Annotated in this window: 21 protein-coding genes and 1 pseudogene; 9 read left to right on the forward strand and 13 right to left on the reverse strand. The window is 70.3% G+C overall.

Going from position 1 to position 25,485, the window contains the following annotated elements:
* Together ND748_RS04125 and ND748_RS04130 are read right to left on the reverse strand one after the other, a co-directional pair.
* Positions 1–207 (reverse strand): annotated as a pseudogene (locus ND748_RS04125) (phospho-sugar mutase); the annotation flags it as partial.
* A 13-nt stretch (positions 208–220) separates the two neighbouring features.
* Positions 221–1,033, reverse strand: a complete 813-nt coding sequence (locus ND748_RS04130) for a purine-nucleoside phosphorylase (RefSeq protein ID WP_251744115.1) — start codon at positions 1,031–1,033, stop codon at positions 221–223.
* 39 nt (positions 1,034–1,072) lie between these two features.
* Between ND748_RS04130 and ND748_RS04135 the strand changes: the two genes are divergently transcribed.
* From ND748_RS04135 to ND748_RS04150, 4 genes are all read left to right on the forward strand, one after another.
* Positions 1,073–1,462, forward strand: coding sequence for a hypothetical protein (locus ND748_RS04135; protein ID WP_251744117.1), 390 nt, complete (start codon positions 1,073–1,075; stop codon positions 1,460–1,462).
* Positions 1,463–1,700: 238 nt separating this feature from the next.
* Positions 1,701–3,548 carry an aspartate--tRNA ligase gene (gene aspS / locus ND748_RS04140; RefSeq protein WP_251744119.1) on the forward strand — a complete coding sequence of 616 codons (1,848 nt, stop codon included), beginning with the start codon at positions 1,701–1,703 and terminating at the stop codon, positions 3,546–3,548.
* A gap of 99 nt (positions 3,549–3,647) precedes the next feature.
* Positions 3,648–4,796, forward strand: a complete 1,149-nt coding sequence (locus ND748_RS04145) for a glutamate--cysteine ligase (RefSeq protein WP_251744121.1) — start codon at positions 3,648–3,650, stop codon at positions 4,794–4,796.
* Positions 4,797–4,884: 88 nt separating this feature from the next.
* The gene (locus tag ND748_RS04150; RefSeq protein ID WP_251744123.1) at positions 4,885–6,102 is read left to right on the forward strand and encodes an amidohydrolase; all 1,218 of its coding nucleotides are present in this window, start codon (positions 4,885–4,887) and stop codon (positions 6,100–6,102) included.
* Between the two features lie 133 nt (positions 6,103–6,235).
* Here the strand turns inward: ND748_RS04150 and ND748_RS04155 are convergent, their stop codons facing one another.
* Positions 6,236–6,676, reverse strand: coding sequence for a gamma-glutamylcyclotransferase (locus tag ND748_RS04155; protein WP_251744125.1), 441 nt, complete (start codon positions 6,674–6,676; stop codon positions 6,236–6,238).
* Positions 6,677–6,866: 190 nt separating this feature from the next.
* Between ND748_RS04155 and ND748_RS04160 the strand changes: the two genes are divergently transcribed.
* Positions 6,867–8,348 carry an NAD(P)H-quinone dehydrogenase gene (locus ND748_RS04160; protein ID WP_251744126.1) on the forward strand — a complete coding sequence of 494 codons (1,482 nt, stop codon included), beginning with the start codon at positions 6,867–6,869 and terminating at the stop codon, positions 8,346–8,348.
* A 472-nt stretch (positions 8,349–8,820) separates the two neighbouring features.
* Entirely contained in the window at positions 8,821–10,182 is a 1,362-nt protein-coding gene (locus ND748_RS04165; protein ID WP_251744128.1) for an HNH endonuclease signature motif containing protein, read from the forward strand.
* A 46-nt stretch (positions 10,183–10,228) separates the two neighbouring features.
* Here the strand turns inward: ND748_RS04165 and ND748_RS04170 are convergent, their stop codons facing one another.
* The 4 genes from ND748_RS04170 to ND748_RS04185 form a co-directional block, all read right to left on the reverse strand.
* Positions 10,229–10,627: a DUF5313 family protein gene (locus tag ND748_RS04170; RefSeq protein WP_251744130.1), complete on the reverse strand. Its 399-nt coding sequence runs from the start codon at positions 10,625–10,627 to the stop codon at positions 10,229–10,231.
* 60 nt (positions 10,628–10,687) lie between these two features.
* Positions 10,688–12,442, reverse strand: a complete 1,755-nt coding sequence (locus ND748_RS04175; RefSeq protein WP_251744131.1) for a biotin carboxylase N-terminal domain-containing protein — start codon at positions 12,440–12,442, stop codon at positions 10,688–10,690.
* Between the two features lie 116 nt (positions 12,443–12,558).
* Positions 12,559–12,870, reverse strand: coding sequence for an acyl-CoA carboxylase subunit epsilon (locus ND748_RS04180; RefSeq protein ID WP_308205585.1), 312 nt, complete (start codon positions 12,868–12,870; stop codon positions 12,559–12,561).
* 82 nt (positions 12,871–12,952) lie between these two features.
* Complete coding sequence (locus ND748_RS04185) at positions 12,953–14,548, reverse strand: acyl-CoA carboxylase subunit beta (protein ID WP_285901578.1); 1,596 nt, start codon at positions 14,546–14,548, stop codon at positions 12,953–12,955.
* Between the two features lie 350 nt (positions 14,549–14,898).
* Here ND748_RS04185 and ND748_RS04190 point away from each other — a divergent pair, with 350 nt between their 5' ends.
* Both ND748_RS04190 and ND748_RS04195 read left to right on the forward strand, forming a co-directional pair.
* The gene (locus tag ND748_RS04190) at positions 14,899–15,783 is read left to right on the forward strand and encodes a biotin--[acetyl-CoA-carboxylase] ligase (RefSeq protein WP_251744136.1); all 885 of its coding nucleotides are present in this window, start codon (positions 14,899–14,901) and stop codon (positions 15,781–15,783) included.
* Positions 15,784–15,852: 69 nt separating this feature from the next.
* Complete coding sequence (locus ND748_RS04195; RefSeq protein ID WP_251744156.1) at positions 15,853–16,386, forward strand: PH domain-containing protein; 534 nt, start codon at positions 15,853–15,855, stop codon at positions 16,384–16,386.
* A 90-nt stretch (positions 16,387–16,476) separates the two neighbouring features.
* Here the strand turns inward: ND748_RS04195 and ND748_RS04200 are convergent, their stop codons facing one another.
* The 5 genes from ND748_RS04200 to ND748_RS04225 all read right to left on the reverse strand — a co-directional run bounded on the left by ND748_RS04200 (position 16,477) and on the right by ND748_RS04225 (position 22,990).
* Positions 16,477–17,187: a hypothetical protein gene (locus tag ND748_RS04200; RefSeq protein ID WP_251744138.1), complete on the reverse strand. Its 711-nt coding sequence runs from the start codon at positions 17,185–17,187 to the stop codon at positions 16,477–16,479.
* 27 nt (positions 17,188–17,214) lie between these two features.
* Positions 17,215–17,931, reverse strand: a complete 717-nt coding sequence (locus tag ND748_RS04205; protein ID WP_251744140.1) for a hypothetical protein — start codon at positions 17,929–17,931, stop codon at positions 17,215–17,217.
* A 1,617-nt stretch (positions 17,932–19,548) separates the two neighbouring features.
* Positions 19,549–21,132, reverse strand: a complete 1,584-nt coding sequence (locus ND748_RS04215) for a hypothetical protein (protein WP_251744142.1) — start codon at positions 21,130–21,132, stop codon at positions 19,549–19,551.
* 295 nt (positions 21,133–21,427) lie between these two features.
* Positions 21,428–22,024 (reverse strand): TetR/AcrR family transcriptional regulator, encoded by a 597-nt coding sequence (locus tag ND748_RS04220; protein ID WP_251744144.1) that lies wholly within the window; start codon positions 22,022–22,024, stop codon positions 21,428–21,430.
* Between the two features lie 456 nt (positions 22,025–22,480).
* On the reverse strand, positions 22,481–22,990 hold the full coding sequence (locus ND748_RS04225) for a GtrA family protein (RefSeq protein WP_374215842.1): 510 nt from the start codon (positions 22,988–22,990) through the stop codon (positions 22,481–22,483).
* 347 nt (positions 22,991–23,337) lie between these two features.
* Between ND748_RS04225 and ND748_RS04230 the strand changes: the two genes are divergently transcribed.
* The gene (locus tag ND748_RS04230) at positions 23,338–23,979 is read left to right on the forward strand and encodes a carbonic anhydrase (protein ID WP_251744146.1); all 642 of its coding nucleotides are present in this window, start codon (positions 23,338–23,340) and stop codon (positions 23,977–23,979) included.
* Between the two features lie 115 nt (positions 23,980–24,094).
* Here the strand turns inward: ND748_RS04230 and ND748_RS04235 are convergent, their stop codons facing one another.
* Entirely contained in the window at positions 24,095–25,429 is a 1,335-nt protein-coding gene (locus ND748_RS04235) for a UDP-glucose/GDP-mannose dehydrogenase family protein (protein ID WP_251744148.1), read from the reverse strand.
* Positions 25,430–25,485: the final 56 nt, after the last annotated feature.

Below are 25,485 nucleotides of genomic sequence, written 5' to 3' on the forward strand. Positions count from 1 at the left end.
GCGCAACCCCGCCGTCCCGAACCGCAGCGGCGCGCGGAATCGGTCGTCGAGGTCGTCGAGTGCCGCCGGGTCGCGAACAGCCTCGGCACACAGCCGGGTCAGCTCGGCCCGGTCCGCGGCGTCCGGGTCGTCGGCGAGCCAGGCCCGGACCTGTCCGGCCAGCGGCCCGGGCAGCCCCGGCGGCATGGCGGTGGCCGGCACCGTCATGATCTCGCCGTCCCTAGAGTCGGGCGGCGACATCGGCGAGCAGGGCCCCCATCCGCTCCGCCGCGACCGCCCCGGCGGCCAGCACTTCCAGGTGGTTCAACGGCTCCCCGGTCATGCCCGCCGCGAGGTTGGTCACCAGCGACACGCCCAACACCTCGGCGCCGGCGGCCCGGGCGGCGATCGTCTCGTGCACCGTCGACATCCCCACCAGGTCGGCGCCCAGCACCCGCAGCATCCTGATCTCCGCGGGCGTCTCGAAGTGTGGTCCGGGCAGGCCGGCGTAGACGCCCTCGGCCAGCGACGGGTCGACCTCCCGGGCCAGGGCGCGCAACCGTGGCGAGTAGGCATCGGTCAGATCGGTGAAGGCGGGTCCCACCAGCGGTGATCGCCCGGTGAGGTTGAGATGGTCGGCGATGAGGACCGGCTGGCCGATAGTCATGTCGGCGCGCAGCCCGCCGGCCGCGTTCGTCAGCACGACCGTCGACGCGCCCGCGGCGCAGGCCAGCCGCACGGCGTGCACCACCCGCGACAGTCGGTGGCCCTCGTATGCGTGCACCCGGCCCAGGTAGACGAGCAGCCGGCGGCCCTCGAAGCGCAGCGAGTGGGCGACCGGGCGGTGGCCAGGCACGTCGGTGCCCGGTGGGAAGCCCCCGAGTTGGTCGAATGTGACCTCGGTGACCTCCTTCGCCCGCCGCGCGAGCACATCCGCGGCCGGGCGCCACCCCGAGCCCAGCAGAATCGCCACGTCGTGCCGTCCGACCCCGGTCAGCTCCGCCAGCCGCGCGGCCGAGGCCGCCGCGTTCGGTTCCTCCGCCTGCTCTCGCACCCGGCGACTGTACGGGGTGGGTGGGGGAGACTGGCATCCGTGCCCCTGTTGCCGTCCCACCGCCGGCTCCCGTCCGTGCCGCTGGAGTCCGGTGAGTTCACCGAGGTCGTGTTGCGTGGACGGCTGACCGACCCCGACGGACCGGGACGGCTGACGTCGAAGGTGGAGACCTTCGTCGGTTACCGGGTCGGCGCCTCCCGGTGGATCGTGCTCACCGACAGACGGCTGCTCGTCGTCGCGCCGTTCCCGCGGGAGGGCGACTGGTTCGACGTCGTGTTCGACCGTCGCGAGGTGAGCGCCTCCCGCGGGGTCAAGCATGGCGACGTCATCACGGTGGAACTCAGCACGCCCCGCGGACGTCAGGTTCTGCGCGTCCCCGCTCGGCTGCGGACCGAGGCCGGCCGCTTCATCCGCGCACTACGCCGCTAGCCCAGCCCGCGCTGCCTTCTCTCAGCCCGCTGCCCTCTGCCAGCCCGCTGCCCCTGCCAGCCCGCGCCGCCGCGCCGCCGCTTCGGTGGCGACCCGTCGAGCCTGACCGGACCGTGGCGACGCAGCGGCCGATAAGGTCGGGGCGGGATCCCGCGGCGGGCGTGACGATATCGCCACAGCACAGGCGTGACACCGCGCCCGGTGGGCCGAACCGGACAGCGATGGGAACAACGGACCGATGACTACAACCCAGCCGGCCACCGGCGAGCTACCGATCCCGGACCCGGGGGTCTCCGCGGCCAGCGGGCAGCGTACGGCCATGCGCACGCACCTGTGCGCCGACCTGCGGGCGGATCATGTCGGCCGGACCGTGTCGGTGTGCGGCTGGGTGGCGCACCGCCGCCAGCACGGGCAGTCGCTGACCTTCGTCGACCTGCGGGACCACTCCGGCATCCTCCAGGTCGTCGTCGACGGATCCGTCGACGTCCGCTCCGAGTACGTGCTGCGCGTCACCGGCACGGTGGCCATCCGGCCGGCGGGCACGGCGAACCCGGCGCTGGCGACCGGGGAGGTCGAGCTGCGCGACTGTGCGGTCGAGATCCTGTCGGTCGCCACCCCGCCGCCGTTCCCCCTCGACGACCGGGCCGACGCCGTCGACGAGTCCACCCGGCTGGCCTACCGCTACCTCGATTTGCGCCGGGAGCGGATGCAGCGCAACCTGCGGACCCGCTCCACGGTGCTGGGCGCGATGCGCACCGTCCTGGCGCCACTCGACTTCGTCGAGGTGGAGACGCCGCTGCTGATGCCGTCGACGCCGGAGGGCGCCCGGGAGTTCATCGTCCCGTCCCGGCAGTTCCCGGGGAGCTTCTACGCCCTGCCGCAGTCGCCGCAGTTGTTCAAGCAGTTGCTCATGGTGGGTGGGACCGACCGTTACTTCCAGTTTGCGCGTTGCCTGCGGGACGAGGACCTGCGCGCCGACCGGCAGTACGAGTTCACCCAGCTCGACCTCGAGATGAGCTTTGTCGACCAGGACGACGTGCTCGACGTGATCTCCGCCGCGGTGCTGGCCGCGGCGCGGGCGGTGCGGACCGACGCCGTGCCGCCGATCGAACGGATCACCTGGCACGAGGCGATGAACCGCTTCGGTGTCGACAAGCCGGACCTGCGGTTCGGCCTGGAACTCGTCGAGCTCACCGCGGTCTTCGCCAGCAGCGGCTTCAAGGCATTCGCCGGCGCCGAGACAATCAAGGGAATCCGGGTGCCCGGTGGCTCGGCCGCGCACAACCGGCGCCGGCTCGACGATCTCACCACTCGGGCCAAGTCGCTGGGTGCCAAGGGCCTGGTGTGGATGCGGGTGGGCGCTGGTGGCGAGCTGGAGTCGCCGGTGGCGAAGTTCCTTTCGGCGGACGAAATCGCCGGGATCATCGCCGCGACCGACGCCGTGGAAGGCGACCTGCTGCTGCTGGTCGCCGACGAGTGGGCGACCACCTGCGAGGTACTCGGTCAGCTCCGCAACGACCTCGGCCGCCCACCGGCCGGGCAGGGGCCGCTGCGGTTCGTGTGGGTGGTGGACTTCCCGCTGTTCGTCGGCATCGACCCGGCCACCGGGCGGCCGAAGCCCGGGCACCACCCCTTCACCCGCCCACATCCCGACGACATCGGGAAGCTCGAGAGCGAGCCGCTCGCGGTGCGTAGCCGCGCCTACGACCTGGTGCTCAACGGCTGGGAGCTCGGGTCCGGTTCGATCCGGATCCACGAGAGCGCCCTGCAGCAGCGCATCTTCGGCCTGCTGGGGATCACGCCCGAGGAGGCGAACGCACGGTTCGGCTTCTTCCTCACCCCGTTCGGCTACGGCGCACCGCCGCACGGCGGCTTCGCGGTCGGCATCGACCGCCTGGTCGCCATCCTGGCGGGTGAGGAGAACATCCGTGAGGTCATCGCCTTCCCGAAGACTCAGTCCGGGCTCGACCCGCTCACCGGGGCTCCCACCCAGGTGACCGACCGTCAGCTTCGTGAGCTGGGCGTACGGGTGATTGCCCCGGCTACTCCGGCCACCCCGGCCATCCCGGCCGGGGATCGGGGGTAGGAACGGCCCGAATGGGTAATCAGCTCCTGCTGTCCGTGAGCCGAGCGGAACGGTGACGGCCGCCCGACACCGGCATCGGCCCCGATCCGAGGAGCCCAGGTGCAGATTCCCTTCTCGTCCTCGACGAGCTCCAGTCTCGGCATCGAGTGGGAACTGCAGCTCGTCGACCAGCAGTCCCGCGAACTGCGCGGGGAGGCCACGGTCATCCTCGACGAGCTGCGGGCGAAGATCGGCGAGCGGGAAGCGGCCAAGGCGAAGCACGAGCTGTTCGAGTCGACCGTCGAGGTCATCACCGGAGTCTGTGGATCGGTCGGGGAGGCGACTGCCGACCTGGCCGGCACGGTGTCGCTGCTGCGCGACCTGGCGGAGCGGCGCGGCGTCGGCCTGATGTGCAGCGGCACCCACCCCATCAGCGACTACGCCGGACAGCGCATCACCGACGACAACCGGTACTCGCGGCTGGTCAGCCAGATGCAGTGGCTGGCCCGCCGGCTGCTCATCTTCGGTGTCCACGTCCACGTCGGGGTCCGTTCCCCGGACAAGGCCATGCCGATCATGAATGCCCTGATGGAGTACATCCCGCATTTCCTCGCCCTGTCCGCGTCCTCGCCGTTCTGGCTGGGCGGGGACACGGGCCTGGCCTCGTCGCGATCCCAGGTGTTCGCCAGCCTGCCCACCGCGGGCCTGCCCTACCCGTTGGAGGACTGGCCGCGGTTCGAGTCCTTCATGGAGACGCTCATCGCGGCGGGGACGATCGAGACGATCCGGGAAGTCTGGTGGGACATCCGGCCACATCCCAACTTCGGCACAGTGGAACTGCGGATCTGTGACGGGCTGCCGACGCTGCTGGAGGTCGGTGCGGTCGCCGCCCTCGCGCAGTGCCTCGTCGATCGGATGAACACCCAGATCGACCGTGGGTACCGTCTCCCGACGCCGCAACGGTGGCTCGTGCAGGAGAACAAGTGGCGGGCGGCCCGTTACGGCCTCGACGCGCAGATCCTGATCGACGGCCGCGGCGGGGTCCGGTCGGTGCGCGACGACCTCATGGATCTCGTGGAGGATCTGCTTCCGGTCGCCCATCGGCTGGGCTGCGCGGAGCAGCTCACCGACGTCCTGGTGATCCTCGATACCGGGGCGAGCTACACCCGACAGCGGGCGGTGGCCCGGCGGGCCGATGGAGATCTGACCCGAGTCGTCGATACCCTGCTGGAAGAGATGAATACCGGCCGTCCGGTCGTTGCCGGATAGGTGCGTCAGCGCGCACCCGACGGCCGGTATCCGAAACGGCGCGCGTCAGGGCCCGTGCGACGCCCGCAGGGAGGAGCCCGGCCGGCAGATGGAGGCCAACGAGACCGCGGCCGTCGCCCGATGGGTGACCGCACATGAATCCGAACTGATCGCGATGCGCCGTGACCTGCACGCCCATCCCGAGCTCGGCCGGCAGGAACGGCGTACGGCCGGGCAGGTGGAGGCGAGGCTGCGCGCCGCGGGGTTGTCCCCGCAGCGGTTGCCGGACGTGCCCGGGCTGTGGTGTGACATCGGAATCGGTCCGGACCGTGATCCGGCGGCCCCGGTGGTGGTCGTCCGGGCCGACCTGGACGCGCTTCCGCTGCCGGACGTCAAGGACGTCGCGTACCGCTCGACGGTGCCCGGCGTGGCCCACGCCTGCGGGCATGACGTGCACACCACCGTGGTGCTAGGCGTCGGTCTGGCCCTCGCCGACTTTGCGCGCACGGCCGCGTTGTCCGGCACCGTGCGTCTCGTCTTCCAGCCGGCCGAGGAGCTCATGCCCGGCGGGGCCCTGGACGTGATCGACGCGGGCGTGCTGAAGCCCGCCTCGGCGGCGATCGCCGTGCACTGCGATCCCGCGCTGGACGTGGGCACCATCGGGCTGCGGACCGGACCGATCACCTCCGCGGCCGACGCTGTCGAGATCACGCTGGCGGGGCCGGGCGGCCACACCTCGCGCCCGCAGAACACGGTCGACCTCGTGTACGCCATCGTCCGGCTGGCCGCCGACATGCCAGCCGCGCTCGGCCGGCTGGTCGATCCACGGTCGGCTCTGTCCCTCGTCTGGGGGCAGGTGCAGGCCGGCACCGTCGCCAACGCCATCCCCCGCACCGGTCAGCTACGGGGAACCATCCGCACGTTGTCTCGGGAGACCTGGGAGTCCGTCCCCGCCCTCGTGACCCGAGTCGCCGAGCAGCTCGTCGCCCCGTATGGCGCGCAGATCGTGGTCGACTACCGGCGCGGAGTGCCTCCCGTCGTCAACAGCGCGGAGGTCGTCGACGTGTTCCAGAGCATCGTCGATCGCGCGCTGGGCCATGGCGCGTCCGCCACGGTCGCCCAATCCCTGGGCGGGGAGGATTTCGGCTGGTATCTCAACCACGTGCCCGGCGCGCTGGCCCGGTTGGGCACCCGCGTTCCGGGGGGGCCCACTTACGATCTACACCAGGGCGCCTTCGACGTCGACGAGCGCGCTGTCGGCATCGGGGTGCGGCTGCTGACCGGCGCGGCTCTGGAGCTGCTACGCCGTGCGCCGGCCTCCCTCTGACCTGCGTCGTGTCTGACCTGTGCCCGTCTGACCTGTGCTCTGTCTGACCTACGTTCTCTTCGGGGCCCCTGGTTGTGGGCTGCTCGACCAGCCGGGTGGGGAGTCGGCCGTTGTAGGCGGGTGCTGTTGCCGGCTATGCCGTTGGTCTGGAGCGGAGCTCCTTGACGTAGTCGGCAGGAGCCCCCGCCTTCTCGGCGGAATCGGCGATCATGTCGAGGTACCACCGGGAGGGCAGGCCACCCTCGTAGGAGTTCAGCACGTAGGTCCAGGCGAGCGCCTCGCCGTCCAGGGTGGACACCCTGACGCGGATGCGGGTGTACAAGCCGGTATCCGCGCCCTCCCACACGTCGAGCCGCTCCAGGTCATATCGGTCGAGGTCGTACAGCAGCACGTACGCATGGTGTCCGGGTGACTCGACGATCGTGGCCAGCACTCCGTCCCAGCCCACGTTCTCACCGCCGAAGGTCAGACGCCAGCCATTGATCCATCCAGTGCCGGTGACGGGCGAGTGCGGGGCCCGCTCCTTCATCTGCGCCGGGTCGAGATTGCCGGCGTACGCCGCGTACAAGGTCATCGTCGTCTCTCGGGGTGACAGTGCGTGGCTATAGCTGCTATTTCCGTCTCAAAGTCGGAAGAAGGGCGTCTCGTGAACTTCGCGCATGGTGGCTTCCGCCTGTGATCCTACGGAGCTCTCCGCACCGGGAGGAGCGCAGCCGTCGAGGCGGGGGAAGATGAAAGGAAGAGATGTCAGATCGGGAGGGCACGTGACGCGCATCGTCATTCTCGGCGGAGGGCCCGGCGGCTATGAATCGGCACTCGTGGCCGCGTCGCTGGGCGCGACGGTCACGGTCATCGACTCGGATGGGATCGGCGGCGCCTGTGTGCTCACCGACTGTGTTCCTTCCAAGACGCTGATCGCGACTTCGGAGACTATGACCAATCTCGCACTGGCGCCGGGGCTCGGTATCCGCCCCCATGGACTTGGCGCGGGGACAGAACCGGTGCTGCCCGCAGTGGCGTGGGGCATGCGAAGCGGTCTGGACGCGGGGGTACCCCCGCTCACGCCGCCGGAGGTCGTCAGCGTCGATCCGGAACAGGTGTACGAAAGGGTCCGGGAGCTCGCAAAGGCGCAGTCCGTGGACATCGAACGCCGTCTCGAGCGCGAGAAGGTCGAGGTGGTGCACGCGGCGGGTCGACTGGTCGGGCCGCATGCGATCGAGACGAACACCGGTGCGACCTTCGTGGGCGACGTGATTCTCATCGCAACGGGGGCGAGTCCACGGGATCTTCCGACTGCCCGCCCGGACGGTGAACGGATACTCACCTGGCGCCATCTTTACGACCTCAAGGAGATTCCGGAGCACCTCGTCGTCGTCGGCTCCGGCGTCACCGGCGCCGAGTTCGCCAGCGCCTATCGGGCGATGGGTGCCGAGGTCACCCTCGTCTCGTCCCGCGAACGAGTCCTGCCCGGCGAGGACCCGGACGCCGCGCGCGTCATCGAGGACGTGTTCGTGCGGCGTGGCATCGAGGTGCTCAACCGCTCGCGCGCCGCCTCGGTCCGCCGCATCGGCGACGGCGTGATCGTCGAGCTCTCCGACGGCCGAACCGTCACGGGAAGCCACGCCCTGATGGCGGTCGGATCTGTTCCTCGGACGAAGGGACTCGGCCTGACCGACGTCGGTGTTCGCCTCGGTCCCGGCGGGCACGTGAACGTCGATCGGATGTCGCGCACCTCCGTGCCCGGCGTGTATGCGGCAGGCGACTGCACCGGCGTTCTGCCGCTCGCGTCGGTGGCCGCCATGCAGGGCCGGATAGCAATGTGGCATGCCCTCGGGGAGGCGGTGAGCCCGCTGCGACTCGGGACTGTCTCCTCTAACATCTTCACCGAGCCGGAAATCGCCACAGTCGGAGTCACCCAGGTGATGAAGGACACGGGTGCTGTCGCGGCAGAGGTGACCACCGTGCCACTCTCCCGTAATCCTCGGGCGAAGATGATGGGGATAGAGGATGGATTCGTCAAATTGTTCTGCCGGCCGGGCAGCGGCAGTGTCCTCGGTGGCGTAATTGTCGCCCCGCGCGCGTCGGAGCTCATCCTTTCCGTCTCGCTTGCGGTCGAGCATGGTCTCACCGTCGATCAGATCGCGCATACCTTCTCCATCTATCCATCGTTGTCCGGCTCGATCACCGAGGCCGCCCGGGTACTGCGTCCTCGGGACTTCTTCGCGGGCTTCGACAACGTGGGGTGAGAACAACAACAACCTTGGCCGGCGTCGACCTTCGGCGGAGTGATGGCCGCGGCCGCTCCGGTCGGCGCGCCACGGGCCGGAAAACAGCGAGATGCTCGCCCTGCGCCGCTGGAGGGGGCGGATGACGGTGTGAGCATAGGCCGCTTCCGCCGCCAGATCCACCGTCCGCCGCGTTTTCGACACTCTCTCTAGGTTGTGGTCGTCATCTGATCGAGCCCGACGTGCGGAGAATGTGGTCAAGTTTTTCTCGCGCTTTTCCTCGAGGTTATGGTCGTGGGCATCTCGCAATTCCACGAAGGTCCGGAGACGGCTTGGCGTGGGCGCAGGTGTCAGCTATGCTTCCGAACACGAGTTCGATTCCCAGGGCCGATGATCTGTGTCGGTTCTCGGTTTTCGATCGCGCATATGTGGATCGAGGGTTTCTGTTTGCGTGGCCCGATCCCCCGGCGATCTACCCGTGACAGGTGGCACAGTGTACCCATTCTCGGAATTCTGGAAGGCGAATGATCCGGGCGGCGGATCCGGTGGAACGAAGGACGTCGGTGGCCCGGATTCGGATGCCACGGTTGCCGGTGGCCCCGGCGAGGTCGGCATATTGGAGTCGCCGTTCGTGCGTTGGGCGGCAGATCTCGACGCGAGTGACTGTCTGCGGCTCGACGTGCAGATCGAGCAGGAAATCGCGCGCTGGGAGGCCGCCAGGCTGGTCGTCCGGGCGAGGTTCGCGCGGTTACGGCCGCCCGAGCTCGACGGCAGCGACCAGCGCTACCAGGCCTTCGACGAGTTCGCCGGCGACGAACTGGCTGCCGAGCTGAAGCTGTCGCCGGCGGTGGGCGGTAGGCGCCTGGCCTTCGCGGTCAGCGCGGTCCGCCGCATGCCCGCCGCGGTCAACGCCCTCAGCTTCGGAACCATCGATCTGGAGCGGCTGAACGCGCTGGAGCGACTGACGGCAAACCTCACGGATGAACAGGCGGACGAGGTTGCGGGAGGGGTGCTGAGCAACGGTGGCGGCCGACCCAGTCACAACGCCTTCGCCGCCGCCGTGCGGCGTCGGGTCATCAAGGTGGACCCGCAGGGTGCGGAACGCCGGCGCCGTAAGGCTGCGATGGCACGTCGGGTGACGATGCGGGCCGAGGCCGACGGAATGGGACGAATCTCGGCGCTGCTCCCCGCCGAGCGCATGTTGGCGGCCTTCCGAAAGGTCGACGGGCTGGCGAAGAAGGCCGGATCGGAGCAGGACAGGCGGGACCTCGATCAGCGTCGGGCCGACGTGCTATACGACCTGATCATGGGACGTGACCATGATCGCATCAATCTCGAGATGCAGGTCATCGTTCCGGTGGAATGCCTGCTCGGCCTGGCGGAGAAGCCCGGCGAAATCCCTGGCTACGGGCCGATACCTGCCGGAATCGTCCGCGAGATGGCGGCCAACCCTCGGTGCACCTGGCGGCGGATCCTCACGGATCCGGTGGAGGGACAGGTGGTGGAGACGGCGAGCCGGCGATTCCCGTCCGCCGCGTTGGCGCGGCATGTTCGGGTTCGCAATCCCACCTGTGTATTTCCCGGTTGCGATAAACGGTCAGCCGCCTGCGATCTCGACCACACCAAGCCGCACGGGCAACACGGTCCGACGGATGAAGGAAACCTCGGCCCGGAGTGCAGACGGCATCACCGGCTCAAGCATGCCGGGGACCGGCCGACCGGTGCCGCGCATCCCGCCATGGCCGGCCCGGTGACACGGTGGAAGGTGCGCCAGGTCAGACCCGGGCACTTCATCTGGACGAGCCCGGAAGGGCGCACCTATCGCGTCGGTCCGGAGCGCCATGACGAGAAATGATCAGCTCTCGACGCTGGTCAGGCGGGGGGCCGAGTGGAGTCGATGGTTACTCGTCCTCTTCGTCATCGTGCGGCGGAAACACCGGTGGGAAGCCATGTTGCTCCAGCCGCCGGTTCCGGAAGAATCCGCTGGTGGCGAAGCCGAGCCCCGCCCCGGCGACCAGGAGGAACGCGACTGTCACCGCGCGGACGGTCGCCTCGCCCGGAAGCAGGGCGAAGACCACGGCGAACGGCAGCATCAGAACGAGTGGGCGTGCCGCCTGCCGCATCCGCCAGCCAGGGCCGGTCAGATCCCGGGAGATCCACGTGCTGTAGATGGGAGGAAGCGTCCCACCGAGGAGATAGTGGACGCGGCCCGTCAGCGGTGGCCGTTCTGCCACCGCCGACGGCGCTGCCGCCCCCGTGTCCTGTCCGCGCCCCGTTGCGCTGTCGTCACCGCCGTCCATACCCCGCAGCTTACGAAGTGGATGGCCGGCGGGAAGACAGTCGACGGGTGGAGAGCCCGATCAGTCCTTGATCTCACAGAGGACGGCACCACTTGTGACCACCGCGCCCACGGCTGCGGTCAGGCCCGTAACGGTACCGCCGCGGTGAGCATTGATCGGCTGCTCCATCTTCATCGCTTCCAACACGATGATGAGGTCGCCAGCGGTGACCGTGTCGCCGTCGTTGACCGCGACCTTCACGATGGTGCCCTGCATGGGGCTGGTCAGGGCGTCACCGGTCACCTTGGCGGCCGCCGCGCCGCGTGCCGACCGCTTGGGCGCGGCGCCACGCGATGCGGTCGAAGCGGTGCCGAGCCCGGCCGGCAGCACGACTTCGAGACGCTTGCCGCCCACCTCGACGATGACCGCCTCCCGCGGCTCGGGGGTGGTGTCGGCATCGGTGCCACCGCTGAAGGCGGGGATGGTGTTGTCGAACTCGGTCTCGATCCAACGGTTGTGGATGCGGAACGGCTCCGCGGCGTCGTCGGGAGCGAAGGCCGGGTCCCGCACGACCGCACGATGGAACGGCAGTGCCGTGGCCATGCCGTCCACCACCATCTCGTCCAGCGCGCGCCGGGCACGCTCCAGCGCCTCCTGGCGGGTGGCGCCGGTGATGATGAGCTTGGCGAGCAGGGAGTCGAAGGCGCCCCCGATCACACTGCCGCTCTCGATGCCGGTGTCGAGGCGCACGCCCGGACCGGCCGGCGAGACGAACTTGGTCACTGTTCCCGGAGCAGGAAGGAAGTTGCGACCGGGGTCCTCACCATTGATGCGGAACTCGATGGCGTGGCCGCGGGGAGTGGGGTCGGTGAAGTCGAGTGCCTCACCCTCCGCGATCCGGAACTGGGCGCGGACGAGGTCCACGCCGGACACCTCTTCGGTCACCGGGTGCTCGACCTGGAGCCGGGTGTTCACTTCGAGGAAGCTGATCACGCCGTCGCGGGCGACCAGGAATTCCACAGTGCCGGCGCCGACGTAGCCGGCCTTCTTGCAGATCGCCTTGGACGCCTCGTAGAGGGAGGTGAGCTGCTGCGCGGAGAGGAACGGCGCTGGCGCCTCCTCGACGAGCTTCTGGTATCGCCGCTGCAGGGAGCAGTCCCGGGTGCCGACGACGACGACGTTGCCGTGGCTGTCCGCGAGGATCTGTGTCTCCACGTGCCGGGGCTGGTCGAGGTAACGTTCCACGAAGCATTCGCCCCGGCCGAAGGCGGCGACCGCCTCCCGCACCGCGCTGTCGAACAGCTCGGGCAATTCCTCCGCGGTCCAGGCGACCTTGAGCCCGCGGCCACCGCCACCGAACGCAGCCTTGATGGCGACCGGCAGGCCGTACTGCTCGGCGAAGGCGACGACTTCATCGACGCCGGCGACGGGATCCGGGGTGCCCGGCGCGAGCGGCGCGCCGACGGCCAACGCGATGTGGCGGGCCGCAGTCTTGTCTCCGAGGCGGCGAATGGCTTCGGGCGGCGGACCGATCCAGGTGAGACCGGCACCGATCACAGCCTCGGCGAAATCCGCGTTCTCCGAGAGGAAGCCGTATCCCGGATGAACTGCATCGGCCCCGGACGACTTGCAGGCATCGAGTACCTTGTCGATGCGTAGATAGGAGTCGCCGGGAGTCGTACCACCCAGCGCGAATGCCTCGTCGGCGACGCGCACGTGCAGTGCGTCGATGTCCGGTTCGGCGTATACCGCGACGCTCGTGTATCCGGCGTCGCGGCATGCGCGGGCCACCCGAACCGCAATCTCTCCCCGGTTAGCAATGAGGATCTTACGCACGTTGCTCCCGTCCTCGTCCGGCCTGCCTGAAGTCTAGGCGAGTCGGGCCGCACAGTTCGCTCTCGTTGTGCCCGGATGTGATGCCACAGACATCCTGGCGTCATCTATCTGTTCGGTTACCAGCCAGCCCGGGTGCGTACACCCGGGCTCATTCCGGAGCGTCGCCACGAACCTGCTCCGGTAGCGATTGGGCCACGCAGCGCCTGGGTCGGATCCGCCCAGGCTGAGCGGACGGGAGGCGGACTTTCCACCGGGACCGCGCGGGCTGCCAGAAGCGCGACCACCGCAGCAATCTCCTCGGGTGTCGCGTTCCCACGGATCAAATGTAGCCGGGGCGGACTGGTCTGTCCGTCGTTGTCCTGGGCCACGGTCCTCTCCTCACTCGACTTCCGGCCACGCGTCGTGCGCGGCCTGCGGTCCATCGTCATCCCTTGTCGCGTGTTCGCTCGTCCAGCGGGTGCGCGCGTGGGAAGCGGACCGACTGCGTGCTGACGAGAGTCCGGGGCCGAGCTACAGCGGGATGTTGCCGTGCTTCTTCGGCGGCAGAGACTCACGCTTGGTACGCAGCAGGCGCAGGGCCCGAATGATCTCTCGGCGGGTCTCGGACGGGTTGATCACCGCGTCGAGGTACCCGCGTTCGGCCGCGATGTACGGGGTCGCGAAGTGATCATTGTAGTCGTCGATGAGTTCCGCCCGGCGGGTCTCCGGGGACTCCGCCTTGGCCAGGTCGCGCCGGTAGATGATGTTCACCGCACCGCGGGCACCCATGACAGCGATCTCGGCGGTCGGCCAGGCGAGGTTGATGTCGGCCCGCAGATGCTTCGACCCCATCACGTCGTATGCGCCGCCGTATGCCTTCCGGGTGATCACGGTGACCTTGGGAACGGTCGCCTCGGCGTAGGCATAGATCAACTTAGCGCCTCGACGGATGATCCCATTCCATTCCTGGGAGGTGCCAGGCAGGAAGCCGGGCACGTCGACCAGGGTCAGGACCGGGATGTTGAAGGCGTCGCAAGTCCGGACGAAACGAGCAGCCTTCTCGCTGGCGTCGATGTCGAGGGTGCCGGCGAACTGCATCGGCTGGTTCGCCACGACCCCGACCGACCGGCCGTCCACCCGTCCGAATCCGACGATCAGATTCTGGGCGAACTGGGCGTGGACCTCGAGGAAGTCCCCGTCGTCGATCAGACGCTCAATGATCTCGTGCATGTCGTACGGCGTGTTCGGAGAGTCCGGGATGAAGGTGTCCAGCTCGGGATCGATCTCGGCGGCCGGATCGTCCACCCCGTCGTAGCTCGGGGCGTCATCGAGATTGTTCGACGGCAGGAACGACAGCAGCGCCCGGGCGAGCTCCAGGCACTCCGTCTCGTCGGCCGCCTGGAAGTGCGCGACTCCGCTGCGTGAGTTGTGGGTGGCGGCGCCACCCAGCTCCTCCATCCCGACGTCCTCGCCGGTGACCTCTTTGATGACGTCCGGACCGGTGATGAACATGTGGCTGGTCTGGTCGACCATGAGCGTGAAGTCCGTGATCGCCGGGGAGTACACGGCGCCGCCGGCGCACGGGCCCATGATCAGAGAAAGCTGTGGGACGACGCCGGAGGCCATGACGTTCCGATAGAAGATCTCGCCGTAGAGGCCGAGGGAGACGACCCCCTCCTGGATGCGAGCCCCGCCGGAGTCGTTGATGCCGACGACCGGGCAGCCGGTCTTCAGCGCCAGATCCATGATCTTGACGATCTTCTCGCCGAAGACCTCGCCGAGGCTCCCCCCGAAGACGGTGAAGTCCTGGCTGAACACGCAGATCTGGCGGCCGTCGACGGTGCCGTACCCGGTCACCACGCCGTCCCCGTAGGGGCGGTTCGCCTGGACGCCGAAGTCGTGCGCCCGGTGCCGCGCGAACGCGTCGGTCTCCACGAACGAGCCCGGGTCGAGGAAAGCCTCGATCCGCTCACGCGCGGTCATCTTGCCCTTGGCGTGCTGGGCGTCTACCGCCCGCTGCGACCCGGCGTGGACCGCGTCTTCGTTCACGCGCCGCAGTTGAGCAAGTCGCCCTGCGGTGGTGTGCGGGTCGGGAGCAGAATCCTCGGCGGACGCGGGAAGAGCCATAGGCCGCAGCGTACGACCCCTGTGGGCTCACGTGCGCGACTGTTGTGGAGTTGATCTCATCGATTGACCGGAATCTGGGGCTCACTCTCGACGGGCCGTATCGAAGCTCACAGCACCTCACGGCGGCACCCCCGGTCGGGTGGCCCAGGCACCCAGCACGTGGTCGCACTGGCCGACTCGTGCCATCCGGCCCGGGTCGAACTGTGTGAGTTTCGTCGCGCATCGTCTGACCATCGTGGGGCCGATGCGCGCCTGGCGCCTGCGCGAGCGAGGTGGGCCGCTCTGGCAGGCTGTCGGGGGTGAGCTCGACGCCGGACTCCGCTCCCGCGGAGCCGCCCCAGAATCCTGCCGTGCCAGCCGCCGACGCCTCCCTGCGCCGGTCACCGATTCCGGCTGGAAATCGAGGTCCCCTCGACGCCGCGCGGCTGACGGCCGCCGTGGCGGCGGTCGGGTTGGACCTGACCGTGATCCGGGAGATCGATTCGACCAACGCGGCCCTGGCCCGGATCGCGCGGGGGGAGACCAGCGATCCGGCTCTGGCCGGGCTCGCGCGGCAGTGGCGCGCGAGCCCGGCTCCCGAGGACGCCCCGCGCGGCCGCGGTCTGGCCCTCGCCGCGGAACGGCAGACCGCCGGGCGTGGGCGTCTCGACCGGTCCTGGGTGTCCCGGCCCGGCGCCGGCCTGACCGTGTCCCTGCTCATCCAGCCACGGATCGCGATTTCCCGGCTCGGCTGGCTGCCGATGGTCGTCGGGATGTCGTTGGTCTCCACGGTGCGAGCCATCGCCGGAGTGCCCGCCGTCCTCAAGTGGCCCAACGACGTCCTGGTCGAGGGCGGGAAGCTTGCCGGCATCCTGGTGGAGGTCGTTCCGGTGCCGGCGTCCGCGCCTTCGGTGGTCATCGGATTCGGGCTCAACGTCAACGCGGAACCGGACGAGTTGCCCGACCGGTCCACGAGCTTGTTGCTCGCCGGCGCCGACCCGGCCGCCCTGGACCGGACCGAGCTGCTCGAGCGGATTCTCGTCGGGCTCGTCGGCGCGCTCGCCGCTTGGGAAGCCGATCCCCAGGCGGTCCGCGTCGCCTATCTGGCGATGTGCGCGACGATCGGCCGGGAGGTCCGCGTCGAGCTCCCGGACGGCTCGGCGGATACCGGCAGGGCGACGGACGTCGATCCAGCCGGGCGGCTCGTGGTGGCCGGTCGTGCCTACAGCGCCGGGGACGTGGTCCACCTGCGGTGACCGGCGAGGAGCGGGTGTCTCGACCGCCCGCCGGTGGCGGCGGTTGACGGACCCGGGTGTGACTTGTCGGTGCCGGGTGCGACGATCGTCACCGTGGCGTTCCCCGACGACATCCTCACCCAGGACGAAGAGGTTGTCCTGCATCTGCACCCACACTGGGTCAGCCTGATCGTTCCGGCGCTGTGGACGGTGGTGGCTCTCGTCTTCGCGGTGTTGGGCGTCTTCTTCGCGCCTGGGGGTGTGTTGCAGAAACCCGTCCAGTACCTGGTGCTGCTCCTCGCTTTCGGCGCGATCGCGTACCTCGGCGCGCTGCCCTGGCTGCGTCAGCTCACAACCCACTACGTCGTCACCAGCCAGCGGCTCGTGATCCGGGAGGGCCTGATCACCCGCGCCGGCCGGGACATCCCGCTTGCCTGGTTGGTCGGTGCCACGGTGCAGCAGAACGTGATCGATCGCATGCTGGGGTCGGGCAGTCTGATCGTCGAGACGGCTGGTCAGCGCGGTCGGGTGGTTCTCTCGTGCATGCCGCACGTAGAGCGGGTTCAGGAGACCCTCGCCGAGCTCTCGGCGCCGTATCGGCCGCGGAGCTACCCCGACCACTGAGTCTCCACCTCGCCGCAGGTTCCGCGGGGCAGGGTTCGCCGGGCGGCAGGGCCCCTGCGACCAGGGCTCCCCAGATCGAGCCAGGGCTTCTCAGATCGGGTCGTATTCCCGCCACCAGGCCAGGAGCCGGCCCGCATCGGGATCCTCGGTGGCGAAGCCGACCAGCTCGTCCTCCACGGTCCAATAGACCGAGAACCGGCTCGCTCCGGCCGTGCAGAGGAAGGTGCCGCGGCGTCGCGCGCTGTGGGCCCAACGCTCGACGCTGGTCTGGCCCCGGGCGCAGTCCCCGGCGTCTGTGAGCTCGCCCGACCGACGTTCGACGTCACCCCGCAGCGCAGCGGCGTCCTGGTACTGGAGCACGGACAGCCGCGCTGGCGCCGGGGCCTCGGTGGCGACCCCGGGTGCGCAGGTCAACGCCGCCGCCACCCCGTTGCCGTCGCGGGGGGCGGCCCGGCAGTCGGTGACCGCGAACGGCCGTAGCGAGGCCAGCAGCCGGGCGTCGGCCGGATCGAGCGTCACGCCCGGCGCCGGGCTCTCGACCGTGCCGCCGCTGGAGCGGTCGCGACTCGAACCAGCGGCGCTCGGGGCGGGCCGGACGGTCGCGGCGTGATCCGAACCGCCGCTCACCAGCAGCCCGACGGCGACACCCGCACCGACGACGATCGCGCCGACGAGGCCGGCCACAATGGCTCGCCGCCGGCCGCCACCGGTGCCCGGAGCGCGGTGATCCGCGCCCTCGACCGGCGGCACCCCTGGGTCGTCGACCGGTTCCGGTGAGGAGCTCTCGTCGGGATCCTGCATGCGGTCCGCCCTCCCGAACGGTGTCAGTCAGCGGCGCAGCGGGTCGAAGGAGTGCCACCAGTCGTTGATGCGGGCAACCGTCGGATCGTCGGCGGAGAAGCCGATCAGGTGGTCGTCGTACGTCCAGAATTCGTAGAACCGGTTCGCGAAGAAATAGCAGAGGCGGCTGCCACCGGTGGCGTCGGCCGGCGAGCTCCACCGTTCTGAGCTCTGCTGCCCATCGTCGCAGTTTCCCTCGTCGAAGTAGAACGTTTCCCGGGCACCGATCTGTCGGTCCAGTGCGGAACGGTTCGGGAAGTGGAAGGCGGTGACCTCCATCCCCGACGGCGCCTTACAGATGAGGGTGGCATCAGCGTAGGCGCTGTCGCTGCGCGCCGGAGAGGTGCAAGCGGTCATGACGGCGGGATTGAGCAGCGACCGCAGGACCTCCCGCGGATTGCCGCCGGTCTGGCCAGCCGCGCCCGGTATGGCGTTGGCCGTCCCGGCGCCCGTGGGGCGACTCCCCGCAGTGTCTGCGACCGGCTCGCCGCTGCCGCCGTCGCCCCCGGTGAAGGCGAGAACTCCAAAAATGATCACCAGGACCAGCAGTAACCCGCCGCCTCCGATCAACAGGCGCCGGTCGACCAGCACCTTGTTCCGGTCGGCTGTGGCCCGGCGCGCATCCTGCCCGGCCCCGCCGGCCGCGGGCTCGAAGCCATCGGCGGCGGGCGGCGGCAGTCCGGGCAACAGACCGGGCAGGGACAACGAACGATTGCTGTCCGGGGCTGGGGCGGCGGGCCGGGGAAACACGTCAGTCCGGCCGGGTGCTGCGGCCGCGGGAAACCCGCTCGCGCCGGCTCCCGCCGGGTATGGGCCGAACGGCGTGGGACGGTGGTCGGGCACTGGCGGGAAACCGCCGCCGGCCGGCGGCGGATACCCGCTGATCGGCCCGGGCGGGGGAAAGCTGCCCGGCGGGGCGCCGCCACTGCGGGCGGTGCCGGCAGTCCCTGAGGCGTCGAACGCGCCCGCTTCCGGTGCCACCGCTCCGGCTGCGCCAGACGTCCCCGGACCCGAACCCGGACCCGAGCCAGCGGGTTCGATGGCCCCGCCCCGAGTCCCGAACGGCCCGTCGAAGGCCACGCCGCCGTCGCCGCCCGTGCTCCCTCCAGGAGCGTTCACCTGGGGGACGGGCCCGGGCTGGGGGCCGGCGGGCGGCCGGTTGGAGCGTCCGGGGAAGGTCGAGCCGGGTGGGGTCAGGCGGTAGGTGAGGTCGCCGTCACTCTCCCAGGGCGGGGCCGCGCCGCCGGGACCAGGCCCTGGCGGGGCGCCGGTAGGGCCCGGCCCGCCGGGGCCAGAGGGCGATCCGAGAGCGGATCCGAGGCCGGTGGGGAACGTCCGGGCCGTGAAGGTCGCATCGGCCGGCGAGGTGACGCTCTCGGGAAAGCCGACCGGCAGGGGGTCGAGCGTGGACGCCCCGGGCGCCCCTGCCGTTCCGGGTGGGATGGAACCGGCCCTGATCGGCGGAGCGTAGTAGAGCGGACCGGGCGGTGCGGCCAGCCCACCGGGCGGGCCTGGGGGGGCCGGCGGCCCGGGCGGGCGCGGCTCCGAGCCGATGGCCCCGGGCGGGGGGAAGCCTCCCAGGGTGACCGGCGCGACCGGCGGGACCGGATCGGTCCGGGGTGGCGCGGCGGGCGGTCCCGGCGGCGATGGCCAGGTGGGTGCCGCGGAGGCCGGCGGTCCCGGTGGACCGCCCGGACCGGTCAGGCCACCGAGGCGGGGCGGTGCCGACGGGATGGGCGGCCCGGGAGGTTGGACCGGCCCGCGTGAGGTGGTGTCGGCTGCTGGACCGCCGAGCGCGGAGCCGGGTCCCGCGTATGGCGGCGGCCATGAGACGTGCCCGGGCCCGGGGCCTTGCCGCAGCGGATCCGTGGCAGCGCCCAGCTGACCCGCGCCGCCTGCGTGGTCGGCTCCGAAGCGGCTGCCGAATCCCGCCGGGGGAAGGTCCTCGGGAGGCATGGTGGGTTCGGTGTCGTCGAGGTCCGGGCCCGAGTCCGGACTTTCGCCGAGGCGCGACCCCGGTGGCGACTGCTTGGATGAGCGCGGCGTCTCGTCGTCGCCATAGCCGGGGCTCGGCACGGTTCCTCCCGAGATGGGTGACGGGTGCGGTCCCCAGAGTAGGCGCAGCACCCTGCGAATACCGGTGGTATCGGGCTACTGCGCAACAAATGCGGCCCTATCGCCACCCGCCCGGACGCGTGGCAGCAGGCTTGCGGCGTGACAGGACGGCCCGCGAACCCGCCACGCCATGGGCCATGCTCCGGACCCCCTCTTCGCGGCCGCCCCGCACTGGCGGCCTGGGCTGGATATCCGTCCCCGGCCGGATCAGCTCTGTGGTACCGGGTCGAAGCCGCTCCACCATTCATACAAAGCGACGCCGTCGGTTCCCGTCGCCATGAACGAGACCAGCTTGTCATCGTAGGACCAGAAGATGAAGTGGCTGCTCTCCCGGACCGTGCAGACGGCGGTGCCCTCGGTCTTTCCCTGGTCGAAGTTCCAGGTGAAGATCTCGCTGCCACCCTGCTTGCACGTGCCGGGCGTGGTGACCAGCGACTTGCGCGTGTCGACGTCGTTGGTGAGGTCGTCGGCGGTCGCGTAGGAGTAGGCGGCGACGACCTTGCCGTCGTCGGAGTCGCAGAACAGCGCAGCCAGGATGTGGTCGTTCTCCGCATCGCTGTTGGGCTTGCAGTCGGTCATCGCCGACGAGTCGAGCTTGGCGAGCAGCTCGTTCTCGGCTGCGGTGAGGGTCGCGGATGCGCTCGGTGACGGGTTCGCTGACGGACTTGGTGAGGACGCGGCGGACGGGCTCGCCGACGTGGTCGGCGGGGCGCTGGGTGAGACCGAGGCGGCCGCCGCCGGTTTCCCGTCGTCGGATCCGCCGGTGAGCAGCACGACCGGGATGACGATGAGGAGCAGTACGGCGACGACGGCCGCGCCGATGATGATCGCCCGTCGGCGACCGGAGCCGCCGGGCCGAGGCCCACCCGCGGGTCCGGTGCCTGGCGGCGGGTACGCCCCGTACGCCCCGGCCGGTGGGTAGCCCTGCTGGTAGCCACCGGCCGTCGGGTAGCCCTGCTGCTGATAACCCTGCTGCTGGTAGCCGGGCCCCGGGTAGCCCTGCTGATAGCCGCCCTGCTGCTGGTAGCCCTGGTCGTAGCCCGCAGTCGGTTGCGGGTAGCCGCTGGGTGGCGGGTAGCCGGTGGGCGGGTAGCCGGGTGGACTGCCGTAGCCGCCGCCGGTCGGACCGCTTGGATCGCGGGCCCCCGGCGCCGCGCCGTACCCACCCGCTGGCGGATAGGCGGCGGTCGGTGGGTACTCCTCCGGACCCGGGCTCTGGCCCTGCCCGCCGGACGTTCCGGACGGGTAGCCACTTCCCGCACCGTCGGGAAGGATCCGGGTCTGAGCCTCCTCGCCGTACTGGTCCTCGCCGCGATAGACGCCGCCGCGACCGTAGGGGGCCGCGCCGCCGTAGGAATCGTCACGTCCGTAGGAGTCCCCATGGCCGCGGGGATCTGCCTGCGCGTAGGGAGCTGCCTGGTCGTACGGGGCCACCTGGCCGTAGGGGGCCGCTTGGTCGTAGGGGGCCGCCTGGTCGTACGGGGCCGCTTGGTCGTAGGGAGCTGCCTGTGCGTGGGGATCCGCCTGGCGGTAGGGATCGTTGAGCGGTCGGCCCGCCGCGGCGGGCGGGAATCCCGGGCTCGCGGGCGGCTGGCCGACCGCCGGCCAACCACCAGCCTGGCCCGGGCGCGGGCTGCCGGCATCCTCGCCGACCAGACGAGTCTGCTCCGCGTCGTCGTACGGCCCGACGCTGCCCGGGCCAGCCGGGTCCGGGTGGGAACCGGCCGATGTGCCGGGTACCCGCTGGGTCTCGGCGTCCGGGTCCTGGGGGCCTGGGCCCGGTGACTGCATGAGGTCCTCCTGCGCCGCGCGAAGGCGCCCCGGCCGCCGCGCCCTGTCCCCGCCCGCCCAGGGGCCGGGGCGGCCTTGTAGTCGCCGGTCGCCCCGCTCCGCCCGCGCCCACCGCAGCCGGGAGCGGATAAACCGCGTCTTGTGTCCCAGATCGGGCCCGCTGCTGATGGTAGGGCCTTTGCTGTTGGAAGGATGGAGGGGTCGCCTCATCGACACGACTGCTGCACACCGGCCCACGCCGGCGGGGACGGACCGGCGATGCCTGGCCGGAGCCCGTCGCGCGTTGCGGGTGGGATCAGGCGGCGTATCGGATGACGACGTCGTCCACGATCGATTCCAGGAACGCCCGGTCGATCAGTTCGCCGGTGAGGAGCACGCGCTGCAGGATGATGGCGGTGCCGATCTCCATGAGTATCGCGTGATCGACGTCCGGGCGGAGCTCCCCGCGGGCGATCGCGTGCTCGACGATGGCGTGGGAGCTCGTCTCGCGTTGCGTCCAGAGCCCGCCACGCAGCGCGTCACGCAGGTCAGGATTGCGGGGTAGCTCCGAGATCAGTTCGGCGATGATCCGCCCGCGGCCGCCCCGGATGGCCTCGTGAAAGGAGGTCAGGAACTCGATGATGTCCAGGCGCAGTGAACCCGTGTCCGGAGTCGGCATGCGTTCCTCGGCGAAAGCGTTGATCGCGTCCATCACCATCGCCAGTTTTGACGGCCAGCGCCGGTAGATCGTGGCCTTGCCGGCGCGGGCGCGGGCGGCGACCCGGTCCATCGTCACGCCGTCATAACCGAGTTCGGCGAGCAGATCCAGTGTGGCCGATCGGATCGCATGGTCCCGGCTCTCGTCGCGAGGCCGGCCGCCCGGGCGCGGCGACGCAAGCGAGGTCTGGGTCACGACACATTCTCCCGACGGCTGCGGGACGGCCGGCGCCTGCCGCGTGCGTTCCGGGAGTCGAAGTGTGACGCGCGGTGGATGACCGCGAACGCGCAGCACCGGTTGGGCCCGCAGAGCGTAACTCACCGGGGATACTTCGAGTACGGGTTGGCACGTGAGTGGATGGAGCTTCCCGGTGTCCGGACGGGACCAGACGCGCCCAACACCCGGGCGGCCGGCCTGCGACGCTCACCCCTTTGGGGGGCCGACTGGATGCGCGGGTGGCTTGTGTCGGTGCCGATGAGACAGGTCCGGATTGGGGCGCCCATCGGTGGGCCGTCCCGGGGCGAGTCGGCGGGCCGGGGCGAAGCCGGGGTTGTCCCGCTTGCAGCGCACCCGGCGGGCGACAGAGATCATCTCGGTGGCCGACTCGGGCCACGCCCCGAGGGCAGGCCGGATGCCGCCGGTGGACGAAGGTCAGATCCGGCCGGCGTGCTCCGGGATCGAACGGTGGTTCTCCTGGTCGGCACCGGTGTTCACGACGGCCTTGGGGTGGTCGGGGTGCAGGAACACCCACTTCTTGTAGGCCCAGAAGCGGAACACCGTACCCAGGCCGGTACCGATGACGTTGCCGAACAGGTTGAAGGCGAGCACGCCTCGCAGGTCGAGGACGTAGCGGGCGAACCCGAGGCAGCCAAGCGCGATCAGTAGGCCGACGGTATTCAGGATCACGAAGAGGGTGTACTCGCGGCGCAGACCGGTCCGGGCGCGGTGGTTGAAAGACCACTGTCGGTTTCCGATGTACGAAAAGGTCGCCGCAATCACTGTGGAGACGGTCTTCGCGCTGAGCGGACCCATTCCAAGGAGTGTGTGACAGAGGTTCGAAACCAGGAAGTCGATGGCGTAGCAGACGCCGCCGACCAGTCCGAACTTGCCCATCTCGTGGATGAGTACCTGCATCGGCGAGCGTGTCTGCCGGTGCCTCACCACACGCGACCTCGTTCGATTCCTACCACCCGAAGAGAGTACCGGCTGCCTCCGCCCCGGCTCGGGGCCACCCCCTCCGATGGGGCTGTCGGCGCGATCGTCGCCGCGACCGAGGTCGGGATCCCGACCGCGGACAGTGATGTGAATCTTACCGAGATGTGGTCGGGTCACCGGGAAGGTGTTCCCCACTCTACGATGAGTGATGCGACCGTTCCGCTGCGACCGGCAACGTGAGTGGCGCAACCTAGCCGAATGTGGGGAACATCGACCAAGGTGGGTAGGTGGGCGGCATCCTGACAACACGGCAGCTGACAACGCGGGAGCACGGTCACCATCGATCCGGGAGGATGGACCACCATGATCTCCTTCACCAGTCGGTCGCGCGGCTGATGTCGACGTCGACCGAGCACCAGAGCCCGGCCGAGGCGGCCGCTGACCTACACGCCGACCGGGTCCGCCCGGCCGGACCGGTGGACGGTACAGCCACCGTGACCGAGCTGCTGCTGACCTACGCCGCCGGTAACCCGGCCCGGCGACAGGAGGCCGGGCTGCCCGCCTCCCCAGCCGCGCGTCCGCGCCTGGGCGTCGCGGTCGTCGCGTGCATGGATGCCCGGATCAACGTCGAGTCGCTGCTCGGCCTGACCGAGGGGGACGCGCACATCCTTCGCAACGCCGGCGGCGTCATCACCACGGACGTCGTGCGCTCCCTCGCGGTGAGTCAGAACGTGCTCGGCACCACGGAGATCATCCTCCTGCACCACACCGCGTGCGGCCTGGAGAAGATCACCGACGACGGCTTCCGTGACCAGCTGGAGCGAGACACCGGCGTGCGTCCCGAATGGTCGGTCCAGGCGTTCGCCAACGTGGAGGACGACGTGCGCCTGTCGCTGCGCATCCTGCGCTCCTCGCCGTTCCTGCAGGCCACGACCTCGGTGCGCGGCTTCGTCTACCAGGTCGAGACGGGTGGACTGGTCGAGGTCCCGGCCTGACCGACCGGTGCGGCGTGATCAACCGGTCGAAGCGCTCGATCGAGCGAGAGGGTCGGCCGGGACGAGAAGGTGGGCCGGGACGAGAGAGTCGACCGGGACCAGGCCATCGGGACGGTCATCGCCGCGGCCGGCCCAGGGCCCGGTAGGTCCAGCCGGCCGCCCGCCACCGATGAGGATCGAGGGCGCCCCGGCCGTCGATGACGACGGGCCGGGCGACATGCGGTAGCAGCACCGCCGGATCAAGTGCCCGGAACTCGTGCCACTCGGTGAGCACGAGCACGACCTCGGCGCCGGCCACCGCGCCGACCACCGAGTCGGCGAAGCACAGGTTCGGGTGACGAACCCGCGCGTTCTCCACCGCGGCCGGATCGTAGACCGACACGTGGGCCCCGGCCCGGCGCAGCGCCTCGGCCACCTCCAGAGCGGGCGAGTCGCGGATGTCGTCGGAGTTGGGCTTGAACGCGGCCCCGAGCACACCCACCATTCGGTTCGCCGGCGAGTCGTCCAGGGCCTCCCGGGCCAGTGCCACCGCCCGTGCCCGTGCCCGGACGTTGACAGCGTCGACCTCGCCGAGGAACGTCAGGGCCCGGCCGACTCCCAGCTCGTCGGCGCGGGCCTGGAACGCCCGGATGTCCTTGGGTAGGCAGCCACCCCCGAATCCGATGCCGGCCTGGAGGAAGCGGTGCCCGATTCGGGCATCGTGTGCCAGAGCGCTGGCCAGTTCGACGACATCTCCGCCGGTCGCCTCGCACACCTCGGCCATGGCGTTGATGAACGAGATCTTGGTCGCGAGGAAGGCGTTCGCGGCGACCTTGACGAGCTCGGCGGTGGTGAGGTCGGTGACGACCACCGGGACACCGTCGCCGATCATCTGGGCGTAGACCGCCCGCAGCCGCCGCTCCGCGGTGCCCTCCGAGGCGACGCCGAAGACCAGCCGGTCCGGCCGAAGGGTGTCGTCGACGGCGAAGCCCTCCCGTAGGAACTCGGGGTTCCAGGCGAGCTCCGCGCCGGGCGCGCCCGCGGCGAGCTTCGCCGCGAGGCGGGTGGCCGTGCCCACGGGCACCGTCGACTTGCCGACCACGAGGTCGTCCGGGCCGAGCCCGGTGGTGATCAGACCGGTCACCGCCGCGTCGACATGGCGCAGGTCCGCGGCCCCGCTGTCGGGCCGCTGGGGAGTGCCGACGCAGACAAAGTGCACCTCGGCCCGCTCGACCGCCTCGGCCAGCGAGCCCGTGAACGTGAGCCGGCCGGCCTCGAGGTTCTTGCGCAGCAGCGCCTCGAGACCCGGCTCGTAGAACGGCACCTCCCCGGCGGACAACCGCCGGATCCGGCCGGCGTCGATGTCGACGCCGACGACGTCGAAGCCCAGCTCGGCCATGCACACGGCGTGAGTGGCGCCGAGGTAACCCGTACCGATGACGCTGATCCGCGGATCGGTGGACCTGCTCACGATCGGAACCTCCGCTGCGCAGGGGATCGATGTGGATCCCCTGCGCCCCGTCGCCG

Source organism: Frankia sp. AiPs1 (assembly GCF_023716945.1).
Lineage (GTDB): Bacteria > Actinomycetota > Actinomycetes > Frankiales > Frankiaceae > Frankia.